This is a genomic window from Diaphorobacter sp. LR2014-1, from assembly GCF_002916785.1.
GTDB lineage: Bacteria > Pseudomonadota > Gammaproteobacteria > Burkholderiales > Burkholderiaceae_C > Diaphorobacter > Diaphorobacter nitroreducens.
In genome coordinates this window covers 1-13778 of the sequence record NZ_MTBE01000057.1, presented here as the reverse complement: position 1 = coordinate 13778, position 13778 = coordinate 1, and the positions used below count along the sequence as shown (strand labels likewise).

Genomic DNA, 13778 nt, shown 5'->3' with positions numbered 1-13778 from the left:
CTGGTAGAAATCTTTCGAACCTACTTCAATTATTGCGAGGTCGGCGAAGACGGGAAGACTCCCGCCATGCGGCTCGGATTGGCGAAGGGACCAATTACGGCGGAGGACATCATCTATTACCAACCGCCTTTGCCACCGCGCCGGAGGGCACCGCCCAAACCTGCAGAGCCCAAGCCGCTGCCGCCAGGCGTCTGGCCGGCTGAACTGTTCGACGTCCGAAAAGAAGAACCCCTCCTCACCTTGCGGCGGGAGGGGTCTGAAACGAACCGAGCTGCTGGCTTAGCAACTCCTAGCGAGAACGGCTAGGCATTATTGGGGGTACTGTGCTTGAAGATGGGACAATAGAAGCCACTTTGTGAGCCGCGAGGCACCACAAAGCGCTAAAGTCTGCTCCCTGCCGGCCGAAAACATGGCTACTGGCCCCACATCTCACAGGGGTGGTGGAGAGTGCGATGAAGATTGGACACAACCCGGATACTGCGACTGCGCTGTCAAAGGCCGCTGCCAACAAGCAGCAGGCCAAGGCCGCCGCACCTGCGCCGGCCGCTGAAGAAGCGGCCCAGGGCGCGACGCGCGCCGCCGCAGGCGTGCCCGTCACGCTGTCGGCCGCCGCCCGCGGGGTGGACGCCACCAAGTCCACGGCCGACTTCGACACCGCCAAGGTCAAGGCGATCAAGGCCGCCATCGAAAAAGGCACCTTCCGCGTGGACGCCGAAGCCGTGGCCGACAAGCTGCTGTCCAACGCCTACGAAACCCTGTCCCACTCGCGGGGCTGACCCGCCCTCCTGGGCCCGGCTGGCCCGCCGGGGTGACAGGCTCTAGACTTGCACCCCATGTCACTCGACGACACCCTCACCTCCATCGAAGCGCAGCTGCAGGACATGCAGGCTGCGCTTCTTGCTTCCAACCCCCAGACTTTTGAAGACACTGCGGTGCAGCTGCGCGGCGCTGCCATGGCGCTGGCCCAGGCCCTGGCGCCTGTGGCGGGCGCGCTGGAGCCCGCCGCCGCGCAACGCGTGCAGACCATCGGCCGGCAATTGACGCTGGTGCGCGACCAACTGGCGCGGGTGATGGCGCTGACCGAGCGACAGGTGGCGTCGCTGCTGCCGCCGGTGGAGGGGGTGACTTATGGGCCTTCGTCCGGCGCCGCGGGGGCGCGGATTTATCGGGCACCGGGGTGACTTTTAGCCCGAATTGCTGGCTGGGGCTTATGGGATAAGCGCTAGCAGCTATCTTTTTTTATGGGTTCTGGAGGTTTGATGCTGTTGACCGGGACCCGCCCCGGCGGGCGAGGCACTTTTCTTTGACGAAGCAAAGAAAGGTAGGTGCGCCGCCGGGCGCATATCCCGGCCAGCGCCATGAAAAGCCGCAGCGCAAGCAAAAAAAATAGCTGCCTGCGCTTGTCCGGCAAGCGCAAAACAGCTATTTCATCCAAAAAATCAGTGCCCCCGCATCTTCGTCCGCAACCGCGCAATCGCCTGGCTGTGCAGCTGGCACACGCGCGATTCGGTCACGCCCAGGACGGCGGCGATTTCCTTCAGGTTCATGTCGTGCTCGTAGTACATGCCCATGATGTACTGCTCGCGCTCGGGCAGGGCCTTGATGGCCTCGACCAGCGAGGCGCGCAGGCGCTGGTCGCGCAGCACGGCCATGGGATCGGCGCCCTCGTCGGCCACGTGGCGGTCCAGGAAGCCCTCGTCCTCGTCATCGTGGTGAAAGTCTTCCAGGTACACCAGCTGCGTGCCGCGCACCTTGCTCAGCAGGGCTTGGTAGTCCTCCAGGCTCATGCCCAGTTCGGCGGCGATCTCGGACTCGATGGGGCTGCGGCCCAGGCGCTGCTCCACGCGGTGCAGGGCATGCTCGATGTCCTTCTGGCTCTTGCGCGAGCTGCGGCTCATCCAGTCGCCCTCGCGCAGCTCGTCGAGCATGGCGCCGCGGATACGCTGGCTGGCAAAGGTCTCGAACTGCACGCCCTGCGCGACTTCGTAGCGCGAGAGCGCGTCGTTCAGACCGATCATGCCGACCTGGATCAGGTCGTCCAGCTCCACGTTGGGCGGGAGCTTGGCGATCATGTGGTGGGCGATGCGCCGCACCAGGGGCACGTGCTGGTGGAACAGCGCGTCCCGGTCGAGCTGGCCTTTCGCGGTGTACATCGGGTCAGTGGCTCCGGTCCAGGGGCGAGAGGGAGGCGCACAGGCTGTGCGGGGGCAGCAGGGGCATGGCAGCGTCAATGGTGCATGCGTTTTCCAGCAGTTGCAAGGCCAGCCGCTGGATGTCCTGCGCGCGCGCCGCGGCCACGGTGGTGGTGTGGACCTGCAGGCCCAGGTGGGTGCGCGCGCTGCGCTGCAGCGTGTCCAGCGCCTCGGCGGTCTGGCGGTGCTGCACAGGCTCCTGCGGCGCGAGGATGGACGCCACCGTGCAGCGCACGCCGGCGTGCAGCGCCATGTGTTTGAGCTGGCGGTAGCTGCGCACCATGCCTTGTGCGCCGGGGCCGGTCATGATCAATGGCACGCTGGCGCTGCCGCGCAGCAGGGGCGCCAGTTGCTCGGGCGGTGCATGCAGCACCACCAGCGCGTAGGCGCGAAACAAGGGCTGCAGGCGCTGCAGCACGGTGGCGCCATGGTGTTCGGACTGCTGCGCCAGGCGGGCCAGCCCGCGGGCCGCGGGCACCACGGCCAGCGACGCGCCGGTGGCGGAGGCCAGCGTCTGCGCGCCGTTCCAGGGAGCCGGGTGCAGCAACTGGTCCAGGCCGGGCATGTGCGGGCTCTCCAGCGCCGTGCCGTCCAGCACCACGACGGGGTAGCCCAGGCGCTGCAGGCTGGAGCACAGCTGCCACAGCATCTCCAGCCACGGGCCGCTGCCCGGCTGGCTCAGCACGGCCAGCAGGCGCAGGTCCTGCTGCGGCGTGTAGCTGTGCAGCCCGGCGGCCTGGTGCAAAGCGGTATCAAGCAACATCGGCCATCCCCCGCTCATCGGCCGTTTCCGTGGCGTGCGAGAAGAAGAAGTTCAACTCGGCGGCCTTGGGATCGAAGGCCGACTTCACGCTCGTGCGCATGGAGGCGCTCACGAGCTTGCGGGCGTCGGCCGCTTCCCAGTCCTCGGGCACGCGCTGGCCGTTGGTCACGCCGCGCAGCACCATCTGGTGGCGGATCAGCGCATCAATGGCGGGGCCCAGCTTCACGGCCTCGTCCACCTTGGACAGGATGGCCTGCTGCGAGCCGGTGGTCTTGAAGCCGGTGAGCACGTCGTCCAGCGTATCGCCGTGGCTGCTGGCGTTGAGCACCAGCAGGCGCTTGACACCGGGCAGCGCCAGCACGTCCAGCAGGTCGCGCTTGCGCGGGTCGCGCGGGGCCACGCCCGTGGTGTCGATGAGCACCATCTTCTTGGACGACAGCAGGCCCAGCAGGTCCTGCAGCGCCGCGCGGTCGTGCGCCAAGTGCGCCACCACGCCCAGCATGCGGCCGTAGGAGCGCAGTTGCTCGTGCGCGCCCACGCGGTAGGTGTCCAGCGTGATCAGGCCCACGCTGGCGGGGCCGTGGATGCGCGCGCACAAGGCGGCCAGCTTGGCGGTGGTGGTGGTCTTGCCCACGCCGGTGGCGCCCACCATGGCGAAGATGCCGCCTTCCTCGTACAGCGGCAGCGTCTGCGCGTCGGTGCGCAGGTTGCGCTCCAGCACTTCCATGAGCCAGCGCACGGCGTCCTGGGCGCCCAGATGCTCGGGCAGGTGTTCCAGCACCGCGCGCGAGAGGGCGGGCGAATAGCCCGCACGGATGAGCTTGAGCATCAGCGTGGACTGGATCGGGTTCTGGCGGGCCTGGCCCAGCCAGGCCAGGGTGTTGAAGCGGTCCTCGATCAGCTCCTTCATGGACTGCAGTTCCTTCATGAGGTTCTGCTGTCCCAGGCCGGCCGCCAGCGTGGGCGCGGCTGTGGCGGGCGCCTCGGCGCGGCGCGGCGTGAGCTGCTCTGCGCCCAGGGCGGCATGCATGGGCCGCAATGGGTTGTGGCGTGCCACCGGGGCATTCACGGGCTGTGGCGCGGGTGGCTCGGGCAGGCGCTCGGCGCGGGGTTCGAAGCGTGGCTCGGGCAGGCCGCGCTCCAGCGCGGCGCGCTCGTTCAGCGGCGCGGGGGCGCTCGTGCCGTTCAGGGCCTCGTGGCGGCGGCGCAGCATGCGCTCGCGCACATAGTCTTGGAACGACAGCGTGCTCATGGCCAGTTGCTCGGTGTCGTGCGCCACGGTGCTGCGTGCCGCGGGCGCCGGCTGGCGTGCGGGCTGCGGGACAGGGGCTGTATGGGGCTGCGTCTGGGACATGCGCACCGGCTGGCTCGCGGCCAGGTCGTCGGCGCGCTCCTGCAGACGGTTGGGTGCCGGCTCGGCACCGCCGTGCAGGGACGACAGCGCGTCCTCGGCCGTGGCCACCACCTCGACGCCGCCCGCCGTGGGGCGGTTGGACAGGATCAGTGTGCCTTCACCGAAGGCCATGCGCGCCTTGGCCAGGGCCTCCCGTGCGGTGGGAGCGGTAAAGCGTTTGATGTTCATGCGGATGCACCTTTGAGGATCGGGCCGATGCGGATGGTGTGGGTCTCAGGAATCTCGCTGTGGGCGAGCACCTGCAAGCGGGGAGCCACGCGCCGCACCAGGCGGGCGATGGCGTTGCGGATCTGGTCGGGCACCAGCAGGCAGGCGGGCATGCCCAGCTCTTCCTGCTGCAGGGCGACTTCGGCGGCCTTGTGGGTGAGCAGGTCGGCCACGCCGGGGTCCAGCGCCGGGCCGCTGGCATTGCCCAGGGCCTGCATCAGCAGGCGCTCCAGCCCGGGCTCGATGGCGATGACGCTGAGCTCGCGCGTGGGGCCGTAGATCTGCTGCACGATGGCGGGGGACAGGGCGATGCGCACGCGGCGCGCCAGTTCCACGGGGTCTTGCGTGCTGCCGGCGTGTTCCGCCAGCGTCTCGATGATGGTGCGGATGTCGCGGATGTGCACGCTCTCCTCCAGCAGCAGCTGCAGCACTTTCTGGAACGTGGTGATGGAGACCATTTTGGGCACGACTTCTTCGATGAGTTTGGGTGCCAGCCGGGCCACATGCTCCACGAGTTGCTGTGTCTCGGTGCGGCTCAGGAGCTTGGCGGCGTGCACTTGCATCAAGTGTGACAAATGGGTCGCCATCACGGTTTCCGAATCAACCACGGTAAAGCCCGCCATTTGTGCCGCTTCCTTCTGCGCGGCGTCGATCCAGTGCGCGGGCAGGCCGAAGGCCGGGTCGGTGGTGGGCGTGCCGATCAGCGGGGTGCTGATGCCGCCGGGGTTGATGGCCAGGAACATGCCGGGGAAGGCTTCGCCCTCGCCCGTCACCACGCCGCGCAGCGTGATGCGGTAGGCGCTGGGTTTCAGCTCCAGGTTGTCGCGCACGTGCACGGCGGGCGGCAGAAAGCCCACCTCCTGCGCAAACTTGCGGCGCACGCCCTTGATGCGCGTGAGCAGGTCGCCCTGGCGGTTCTTGTCCACCAGGGTGATGAGGCGGTAGCCCAGCTCCAGGCCCAGCAGGTCCACGGGCTGCAGGTCGTCCCAGCTGGCCTCGCCGTCGCCTGCGGGGGCGGGGGCTTCTTCCTCGGGCGGGGGGGCTTTCTTGCGCCGCAGCAGCGCCCAGGCGCCATAGCCGAACAGGCTGCCCATGCTCAGGAACACGATGTGCGGCATGCCCGGAACCACGCCCAGCAGAATCAGCACGCCCGCCGTCACCCCCAGCACGCGCGGCGACATGAAGAGCTGCTGCACGATCTGCTGGCCCATGTCGGACTCCTTGCCCACGCGCGAGATCACCATGGCCGAGGCCACCGAGATCAGCAGGCCCGGAATCTGCGCCACCAGCGCGTCGCCCACGGCCAGCAGGATGTAGCTGTTGGCCGCCTCGCTGGCCGACAGGCCGTGGGAAATCATGCCGATGGCAAAGCCGCCGACGATGTTGATGATCAGGATCAGGATGCCCGCCACCGCGTCGCCGCGCACGAACTTGCTGGCGCCGTCCATGGAGCCGAAGAAGTTGGCCTCTTCCTGCACCTCCAGGCGGCGGCGCTTGGCCTCCTTGTCGTCGATCAGGCCGGCGTTCAGGTCGGCATCGACAGCCATCTGCTTGCCGGGCATGGCGTCCAGCGTGAAGCGGGCCGACACCTCGGCGATGCGCTCCGCGCCCTTGGTGATCACCACGAAGTTGATGACCACCAGGATGGCGAACACGATCAGGCCCACGGCAAAGTTGCCGCCGATCAGGAAGTGGCCGAAGGCCTCGATCACCGCGCCCGCCGCGCCCGGGCCGGTGTGGCCCTCCAGCAGCACCACGCGGGTCGAGGCCACGTTCAGCGACAGGCGCATCAGCGTGGTCAGCAGCAGCACCGAGGGGAAGGCCGCGAAGTCCAGCGGCCGGATCATGTAGGCCGCCACCATCATCACCATCAGCGCCACGGCGATGTTCAGGGTGAAGAAGGTGTCCAGCAGCCACGCGGGGATGGGCAGCACCATCAGCGCCAGGATGGCCACCACCAGCAGCGGGGCCGACAGCCCCTGCAGGATCAGGCCGTTGGTGCCGGCCCATTGCCTCATGGATTGGAGGGAGGTGGGGGTGTTCATTTTCAAACTCCGGCCGGGTCTGCTGGCGCGGACGGCTTGTGATGCGGGTCGAGCTCAGGCGGCACGTAGGGCTCGGGCTGCTCGCCGGGCAGGGGCCCCGCGCCGCGCAGCGACGCCTTCAGGCGATAGACATAGGCCAGCACCTGGGCCACGGCGGTGTAGAGCTGGGCGGGTATGGGCTGCTCCAGCTCGGCGTGGGCGTACAGCGCGCGCGCCAGCATGGGCGACTGCAGCACCGGCACGTCGTGCGCGCGGGCGATGTCCCGAATCTTGAAGGCCAGCAAGTCCGTGCCCTTGGAGATGACCTGGGGCGCGCCCATGGTGGCTTCGTCGTAGCGCAGGGCCACGGCGTAGTGGGTCGGGTTCATGACCACGAAGTCGGCCTTGGGCACGGCGGTAATGCTGGCGCCGTCGGCAATCTCGCGCGCGCGCTGGCGCTGCCGGCCCTTGATCTGCGGGTTGCCGTCGGATTCCTTGTGCTCCTGCTTGACCTCCTGGTGGGTCATCTTCAGGCGCTGCTTGAAGAAGAACGCCTGCAGCGGCACGTCCACCACCGCGAAGGCGAACACCACCAGCAGCAGCAGGCTGGCGCCCGAGATGATCCAGTCGCCCACCGCGCGCAGCGACTGCGGCGAGGGCTGCAGCATCAGCAGGGCCATCTTCTCGATGCTGTTGCCCATGAAGTTCCAGGCCACGGCGGTGAGAACGGCCGCCATCAGCACCATCTTGGCCACGTTGGCCAGCTGCTGCTTGGAAAACAGATTGGCAAAGCCCGACAGCGGGTTGAGCCGGTTGAACTGCGGCGTGATGGGCTTGAAGCTGAAAATCCAGCCGCCCGCGCCCACGGCGGCCAGCAGCGCCGCGCCGCTGGTCAGCAGCGCAAACGAGGCGCTGGCCAGCAGCCCCACGCCCACCATGGTCTGCAGGCGCTGCAGCATCTGGCGCGGCGCCTGCACCGTGGCGGCGTCGAACACCAGCTGCATGCGCATGGCGCGCTGCAGGTATTCCACGAACCAGGGCGCCAGCGCCAGCAGCGCCACCGCGCCCACGCCCAGAATGGCCAGGTGCGACAAGTCCCGCGAGCGGGCGGCCTGGCCGTCGGTGCGCGCTTTCTGGAGCTTTCGCTCGCTGGCGGGTAGGTTTTTGTCTTGGCTCGAATCCATGGTGGCATCACCTCACAGGGCCATGCCATTGTCGGAAACCACGGAACAAGCTAAAGCCCGAATAAAGGGGCTGGGACGGCGCTATTCGCCGGTGTGCCTGCGGCTGTGCCCGCCACTGCGGGCGATTGCCGCCGCGCCTTTTGTGCTATTGAATCAATAGCTGCATGCCCTTGATTCACCTGGGCTTGAGGCAGAAATGGCTCAAACTACCATGCAGAACACGCTCTTAGAACCCCAGGCTGGCCAGCAGGTCGTCCACCTGCGACTGGCTGGTGACCACGTCGGGGGTGGACTCGGGGTTGACCACGGGGCCGTGCAAATCCTCGCGGCGCGGCTCGGGGGCGGGGGGCGGCGGGGCGTTGGGCGGCGCGGTCTGGATCAGCAGCTCCACCAGCTGGCTCTCTATGGTCGCCGCCAGGTTCACCACGCGCGCGATCACCTGGCCGGTGAGGTCGTGGAAGTCCTGCGCCATCATGATCTCGGTCAGGTGGCTGTCGGCCTCCTGGGTGGCGCGGTTCACGTCGGTCAGGAAGTTATAGACCTCGCCCTTGGCCACGGCGGCCACCGGGTCGGCCACCAGGGAGGCGGTCACGCGCTGCGTCTCCGAGGTCATGCGGCCGTTCAGCGACTTGGCCTGCTCCACGCGGCCCAGCACCTTCTCGGCGGCCTCGCCCGTCAGCCGCGCGATGTAGGACAGGCGGCTTTGCGCGTCGGGCAGCTCGCCCATGCTGCCGCGCAGCTGGTCGGCGTAGCCCAGTTCGTTGAGCGCGGTGTGCAGCTGGCGCGTGAGCAGGCCGATTTTCTGGTGCACATCGTCGGCGCCGCTGGCTGCGGCGCCTGCTGGCATTCCTTGATCAGCGACCGACATGTTCACAGCCCCAGCTTCTTGAGAATCAGCGTGACTTTTTCTTCCAGCGTGGCCTTGGTGAACGGCTTGACGATGTAGCCCGCAGCGCCGCCCTGGGCTGCGGCCACGATGTCTTCCTTGCGGGCCTCGGCCGTCACCATCAGCACCGGCAGGTGCTTGAGGGTGTCGTCCTTCTTGATTTCGGTCAGCAGCTGAAAGCCGTTCATGTTCGGCATGTTGATGTCGGTGACCACGAAGTCGAACTTGCTGTTGCGCAGCTTGTTCAGCGCCACCACGCCGTCCTCGGCCTCGTCGGCCTCGGTGTAGCCGCTTTCCTTGAGCAGGTTGCGCACGATGCGCCGCATGGTGGAGAAGTCATCAACGATCAGAAAACGAAGGGCGGAGGACACAAAGGACCCTTTCGGTACAAAGGTGGGGGCTATTGTCGTTAGTCACCGGCGGCGCGACAAGTTGTTACCGCTGGTCGGGGGTTGAGGCAGGATTGTCCTGCTTTTCTGCGGCGGCTGGCTCCAAGGGGAATGCGACATTCTTCTTGCCCATGAGCCGCTCCTCGGCTTCGTTCGTGAGGATGGTGATGGTGATGCGGCGGTTCACTGCGGCGCGCGGGTTCTCCGGCTCCAGCAGGTCGCTGGCCGCCAGGCCCACCACGCGGCCCAGCTGGCCGTCGGGCATGCCTGCGGCCACCAGCTCGCGGCGCGAGGCATTGGCGCGGTCGGCCGACAGCTCCCAGTTGCTGTAGCCGCGCTCGCCGTTGCCATAGGGCGTGGCATCGGTGTGGCCGGACAGGCTGATGCGGTTTTCCACCCCGCCCAGCGCGGCGCCGATCTCGCGCAGGATGTCGCGCATGTACGGCTTGACCATGGCGCTGCCGCTGTCGAACATGGGGCGGTTCTGCTCGTCCACGATCTGGATCTGCAGCCCGTCCGGCGTCAGGTCGAGCCGGATTTGCGACTGGTACTCGTGCAGGCGCGGGTTGGCGGTGATCACGGCGTCTATCTTGGCCTGCAGGGCCTTGATGCGCTGCGCGTCCAGCCGCGCGCGCTCGGCGCGCGACGCCTCGATGCTGCGCTGGCTGGTGTTTTCCTCGGCGTTGGAGCGGCGCACCTGGCCGTGCACCTTGGACAGGTCGTTGCCGCCGCCCGGGATGATGCTGGAGCTGTTGCCCGCGCCGTCGCCGCCCTGCATCGCCACCTTGAGCGGCGAGGAGAAATACGCCGCAATGCCCTGCAGCTCGCCCTTGGCCGTGGAGCCCAGCAGCCACATCAGCAGGAAGAAGGCCATCATGGCCGTCATGAAGTCGGCGTAGGCGATCTTCCAGGCGCCGCCGTGCGCGGCGTGGGCGGACTTCTTGACGCGCTTGATGATGATGGGTTGGAGTTTCTTCTCGGCCATGGCTGCCTCCGCCTGCTTACTTCTTGCCCTTCACGTGGGCCTCCAGCTCGGCAAAGCCCGGCCTGTCGCCAGAAAACAGCACCTTGCGCCCGAACTCGATCGCCGTGGCCGGGTTGTAGCCCTGCATGCTGGCCAGCAGGGTGGACTTGATGCACTCGTACTCCTTGGCGGCGTCGTCGGCCTTCTGCTCCAGCAGGCCGGCCAGCGGCTCCACGAAGGCATAGCCCAGCAGAATCCCCAGGAAGGTGCCCACCAGCGCCGAGCCCACCATGCCGCCCAGCACCGCTGGCGGCTGGCCCACCGAGCCCATGGTGTTCACCACCCCCAGCACGGCGGCCACGATGCCGAACGCCGGCAGGCCGCCCGCCATGCGGGTGAGCGCGGCCACCGGCGCGTGCGCTTCCTGGTGGTGGGTCTCGATCTCGTTGTCCATCAGCGCCTCGATCTCGTGCGCGTTCAGGTTGCCCGAGACCATCATGCGCAGGTAATCGGTGGTGAACTCGATGACGTGCGGGTCGGTGCCCACGGTGGGGAATTTCTTGAACAGCTCGGAATCCTGGGGCGCCTCCACGTCGGCCTCGATCGCCATCAGGCCCTCCTTGCGCGCCTTCTGCAGAATTTCGTAGAGCATGGCCATCAGCTCCATGTAGCGCGCCTTGGTGTACTTGGAGCCCTTGAGCGCCGAGGGAATGGACTTCAGGGTGGCCTTGATCACCTTGGGCTGGTTGTTCACGATGAACGCCCCCAGCGCCGCGCCGCCGATGGTGGCCATTTCAAAGGGCAGGGCCTTGAGCACCACGCCAATGGCCCCGCCGTGCAGGATGAACACGCCAAAGACGCAGACCAGGCTGACGAGGTAACCAATGATGACGTTCATGCTGGGAGGCGCGGGGTGCGGATGGCGGTGAGCGGATGGGCGCGGAGGTGCCGCGTTCAGGACTTATTGTGATTGTGGGCTGATGTATCGGATTGTCGCGGACAAAAATGAATCCGGGCCAGATATCCCGCCAGCGTCCGGGATGACGGCGGGCGCCCGCGCGCCTGATGCCAGGCGCTTGCCAGGCGTTTGCCAGGCGCTTTGAGCATAAAAAAAGCCTACAGCCCTTGTAAATCAACGGCTGTAGGCTATTTAAATGATAGCGAATGAAGGCCGGAGCCTTACTGTTGCAGCAGCGCCAGCACGCCCTGCGGAATCTGGTTGGCCTGGGCCACCATGGCGGTGCCCGCCTGCTGCAGGATCTGCGCGCGCGACAGGTTGGCCGTCTCCTGGGCAAAGTCGGCATCCTGGATGCGGCTGCGCGAGGCGGACATGTTTTCCGACGACACATTCAGGTTGGCGATGGCCGTCTCGAAGCGCGACTGCAGGGCGCCATAGTTGGCGCGCTGGCCGCTGATGGCCGCGATGGCCGCGTCCACGATGGCCAGCGTGCGGTTGGCGCCGTCCACCGTGCTCACGTCCATGTTCTGCACGGTCTGCAGCTGGCCGGCCGTGGCGACGGTGTCGATCAGAAAGCCGCCGGGCGAGGCGCCGCTGGCATCCACCGCGCTGAAGGACTTGGACGAGTCCAGCACGATCTGGCCGGTGATGAAGGTGGCGTCACCGTCAGCCCAGGGAGCGGCTGCGGCTTCGGCCAACGCGCCCGTGCCCGCAATGGGTGCGGCGGGGTTGGAGTTGGGCTCGTTGACGCTCAGATCCGTGCCGACCTGGGAGTTGTTGATGATCTTGATGTCGTTGCCTGCGGCATTGGTCAATATCACGCCCTGCCCGTCGTTGCTCACCCGGGCCACGATGCCGGTCTTGGCGGCGGCGTCATTGAATGCCTTGGCGGCGTCGCTCAGGCTGTCGGCATTCAGGGGCGAGCCCACGGTGAAGGAAATGGTCACGGGCTGGTTGGTGCCGTTGTCCGACGCCAGCTGCAGCGTGTAGGAGCTGCCGGGCTGGAAGTCGCCCAGGCCCACCTCGGTGCGCGCCGAGGCGGTCACGCCGGTTTTCTCGGTCTGGGCGTTGACCAGGGCGGCCACGTCCTTGGCCGTGGAACCCGGGGGGTAAGCGAGGGTGGCGCTGCCAAAGGCGCCGTTGATGGTCAGATCGCCGCCCGCGATGGCCGAAGCCCCCGAGCCGCCCTGCGCCAGCACGGCACCGGGCACGCTGCCCAGCGTCAGGTCGCCCGCCGTGTCCGTCGCCGTGGCCGCCTTGCCGCCGATGCGGTAGTTGCCATAGGCATTGGTGCTGAAGTTGGCCGAGGTGGCGGTAATGGTCTGGTTGGCGTTGGCGCCCACCTGGAACTGCGCGCTGGTGAAAGAGCCGTCCAGCAGCTTGCGGCCGTTGAACTCGGTGGTCTTGGCGATGCGGTCCAGCTCGGCGGTGAGCTGGTTCACCTCGGCGTTCAGCGCCTGGCGGTCGGATGCGCTGTTGGTGGCGTTGGCCGACTGCACGGCCAGCTCACGCACCCGCTGCAGGATGTTGCCGGCCCCTGCCAGGGCGCCTTCGGCCACCTGCGCCAGCGAAATGCCGTCGTTGGCATTGCGCGCCGCCTGGTTCATGCCCCGGATTTGCGTGGTGAAACGCTCCGAGATGGCCAGACCGGCGGCGTCGTCCTTGGCGCTGTTGATGCGCAGGCCCGACGACAGGCGCTGAATGGTGGTGTTGAGCGAGCTCTGGCTCACACCCAGGTTGCGCTGGGCCGTGAGCGAGGCGACGTTGGTATTGATAGTGGATGCCATGACGGAACTCCTGCGAGGCTGCAAACAATGATTTCTGCCGGCTCAAGCACTACCCTTCCGGCGGACTCGTTGGGAACGATGGGGGAATTGTGGGGAGACAGTGCCTGCCCCATTGGCTGGATAAATGGGTGGAAAACCGGCCAATCCGCCGGTTCCGGCGCTCCGTGAGCCCTTCGCCCGGCCCGTTTTCATGGTTTTTTTGCAAGGTTTGTAAAAAAACCTCTCAAGTTTTTCACCGGGGCGCCGTTAGAAGGCTACGGGATAGGGGGCGGTGCCATTCCGGCTGCGAAAAGTGCCCTGACTTTTGACGAAAGGAAACCACTATGTCGGTTATTCGAGGAATGTCGGGTTCGCAAATCGCGGCACTTACGACGAAGCAGATTGGCGATCTGACAGAAAAAGACATCAGGTCGATGACGACGGCGCAGATCAATGCGCTGACTTCCAGCCAGATCGCGGCCATTGAGACGCGCGACGTGATCTATTTCAGCGCCGCGCAGATGAAGGGCTTCAATGCCGACGAGTTCGCGGGCGGCATGCTGACGTATGACACCTCCGTGCTGCAGGCCAATCAGCTCAAGGGCCTGACGACGGATCAGCTGTCCAAACTGGGGACGGATGCCATCCAGACCCTGACCTCCGAGCAGGTCAAGCTGCTTGACGCCAAGCAGCTGGCAGGCTTGGGCACCAGCCAGATCCAGGCGCTGGGCGATGACTTCGCGGCGCTGAGCGCATCCCAGATCAAGGGGCTGAATTCAGACCAGATTGCCGCGCTGACCACCGACCAGGCCAGCGCCTTGACCACCGCCCAGATCAAGGGCATGAGCGTGGCGCAGATTAAGGCCATGGAAACGGCCGACCTGGCCAAGCTGGGCACGTCGCAGCTGGCGGCCCTGAGTGCGGCGCAAATCAAGGGGCTGACCACCGACCAGGTGCAAAGCCTGAGCACGGATCAAATCAAGGGCCTGGGGGCCGCGCAGATTGCGGCCCTGAGCACCGACCAGATCAAG

At 66.8% G+C, this 13778-nt stretch carries 13 protein-coding genes and 1 pseudogene; 4 read left to right on the top strand and 10 right to left on the bottom strand.

The annotated features are described in order from the left end of the window. From BV908_RS22655 to BV908_RS20960, 3 genes are all read left to right on the top strand, one after another. On the top strand, positions 1 to 306 hold a 306-nt coding region (locus BV908_RS22655), incomplete at its 5' end, for a hypothetical protein (protein ID WP_210434001.1). Positions 307 to 452: 146 nt separating this feature from the next. After that, complete coding sequence (gene flgM / locus BV908_RS20965; protein WP_103739126.1) at positions 453 to 776, top strand: flagellar biosynthesis anti-sigma factor FlgM; 324 nt, start codon at positions 453 to 455, stop codon at positions 774 to 776. A gap of 57 nt (positions 777 to 833) precedes the next feature. Beyond that, positions 834 to 1181 carry a hypothetical protein gene (locus BV908_RS20960; RefSeq protein WP_103739125.1) on the top strand — a complete coding sequence of 116 codons (348 nt, stop codon included), beginning with the start codon at positions 834 to 836 and terminating at the stop codon, positions 1179 to 1181. A gap of 258 nt (positions 1182 to 1439) precedes the next feature. Here BV908_RS20960 and BV908_RS20955 read toward each other — a convergent pair whose 3' ends face one another. From BV908_RS20955 to BV908_RS20910, 10 genes are all read right to left on the bottom strand, one after another. Then, on the bottom strand, positions 1440 to 2153 hold the full coding sequence (locus BV908_RS20955) for an RNA polymerase sigma factor FliA (RefSeq protein ID WP_011806910.1): 714 nt from the start codon (positions 2151 to 2153) through the stop codon (positions 1440 to 1442). Positions 2154 to 2157: 4 nt separating this feature from the next. Next, positions 2158 to 2955: a hypothetical protein gene (locus tag BV908_RS20950; RefSeq protein ID WP_015914362.1), complete on the bottom strand. Its 798-nt coding sequence runs from the start codon at positions 2953 to 2955 to the stop codon at positions 2158 to 2160. Beyond that, a complete protein-coding gene (gene flhF, locus BV908_RS20945) occupies positions 2945 to 4537 on the bottom strand; it encodes a flagellar biosynthesis protein FlhF (RefSeq protein WP_103739124.1) in 1593 nt (530 codons plus the stop codon). The genes BV908_RS20950 and flhF overlap by 11 nt, the downstream gene beginning before the upstream one ends. Next, positions 4534 to 6621: a flagellar biosynthesis protein FlhA gene (gene flhA / locus BV908_RS20940; protein ID WP_103739123.1), complete on the bottom strand. Its 2088-nt coding sequence runs from the start codon at positions 6619 to 6621 to the stop codon at positions 4534 to 4536. Before flhA ends, flhF begins: the two co-directional genes overlap by 4 nt. Before the next feature lie 2 nt (positions 6622 to 6623). After that, the gene (locus BV908_RS20935) at positions 6624 to 7784 is read right to left on the bottom strand and encodes an EscU/YscU/HrcU family type III secretion system export apparatus switch protein (RefSeq protein WP_103739122.1); all 1161 of its coding nucleotides are present in this window, start codon (positions 7782 to 7784) and stop codon (positions 6624 to 6626) included. 226 nt (positions 7785 to 8010) lie between these two features. Continuing rightward, the gene (locus BV908_RS20930; RefSeq protein WP_103739121.1) at positions 8011 to 8652 is read right to left on the bottom strand and encodes a protein phosphatase CheZ; all 642 of its coding nucleotides are present in this window, start codon (positions 8650 to 8652) and stop codon (positions 8011 to 8013) included. A 2-nt stretch (positions 8653 to 8654) separates the two neighbouring features. Continuing rightward, the gene (cheY, locus tag BV908_RS20925; protein WP_103739120.1) at positions 8655 to 9041 is read right to left on the bottom strand and encodes a chemotaxis response regulator CheY; all 387 of its coding nucleotides are present in this window, start codon (positions 9039 to 9041) and stop codon (positions 8655 to 8657) included. Positions 9042 to 9105: 64 nt separating this feature from the next. After that, on the bottom strand, positions 9106 to 10044 hold the full coding sequence (gene motB / locus BV908_RS20920) for a flagellar motor protein MotB (protein WP_103739119.1): 939 nt from the start codon (positions 10042 to 10044) through the stop codon (positions 9106 to 9108). 16 nt (positions 10045 to 10060) lie between these two features. Next, positions 10061 to 10921 carry a flagellar motor stator protein MotA gene (gene motA, locus BV908_RS20915; protein WP_103739118.1) on the bottom strand — a complete coding sequence of 287 codons (861 nt, stop codon included), beginning with the start codon at positions 10919 to 10921 and terminating at the stop codon, positions 10061 to 10063. A gap of 281 nt (positions 10922 to 11202) precedes the next feature. Continuing rightward, positions 11203 to 12768: a flagellin gene (locus tag BV908_RS20910; protein WP_103739117.1), complete on the bottom strand. Its 1566-nt coding sequence runs from the start codon at positions 12766 to 12768 to the stop codon at positions 11203 to 11205. 341 nt (positions 12769 to 13109) lie between these two features. Between BV908_RS20910 and BV908_RS20905 the strand changes: the two are divergent. After that, positions 13110 to 13778, top strand: a pseudogene (locus BV908_RS20905) (hypothetical protein); the annotation flags it as partial.

What these genes read in the sequence shown, in the direction of transcription:
- flgM (WP_103739126.1), top strand. Translation starts at nt 453, where the DNA reads ATGAAGATTGGACACAACCCGGATACTGCGACTGCGCTGTCAAAGGCC.
- BV908_RS20960 (WP_103739125.1), top strand. Translation starts at nt 834, where the DNA reads ATGTCACTCGACGACACCCTCACCTCCATCGAAGCGCAGCTGCAGGAC.
- BV908_RS20955 (WP_011806910.1), bottom strand. Translation starts at nt 2,153, where the DNA reads ATGTACACCGCGAAAGGCCAGCTCGACCGGGACGCGCTGTTCCACCAG.
- BV908_RS20950 (WP_015914362.1), bottom strand. Translation starts at nt 2,955, where the DNA reads ATGTTGCTTGATACCGCTTTGCACCAGGCCGCCGGGCTGCACAGCTAC.
- flhF (WP_103739124.1), bottom strand. Translation starts at nt 4,537, where the DNA reads ATGAACATCAAACGCTTTACCGCTCCCACCGCACGGGAGGCCCTGGCC.
- flhA (WP_103739123.1), bottom strand. Translation starts at nt 6,621, where the DNA reads ATGAACACCCCCACCTCCCTCCAATCCATGAGGCAATGGGCCGGCACC.
- BV908_RS20935 (WP_103739122.1), bottom strand. Translation starts at nt 7,784, where the DNA reads ATGGATTCGAGCCAAGACAAAAACCTACCCGCCAGCGAGCGAAAGCTC.
- BV908_RS20930 (WP_103739121.1), bottom strand. Translation starts at nt 8,652, where the DNA reads ATGTCGGTCGCTGATCAAGGAATGCCAGCAGGCGCCGCAGCCAGCGGC.
- motB (WP_103739119.1), bottom strand. Translation starts at nt 10,044, where the DNA reads ATGGCCGAGAAGAAACTCCAACCCATCATCATCAAGCGCGTCAAGAAG.
- motA (WP_103739118.1), bottom strand. Translation starts at nt 10,921, where the DNA reads ATGAACGTCATCATTGGTTACCTCGTCAGCCTGGTCTGCGTCTTTGGC.
- BV908_RS20910 (WP_103739117.1), bottom strand. Translation starts at nt 12,768, where the DNA reads ATGGCATCCACTATCAATACCAACGTCGCCTCGCTCACGGCCCAGCGC.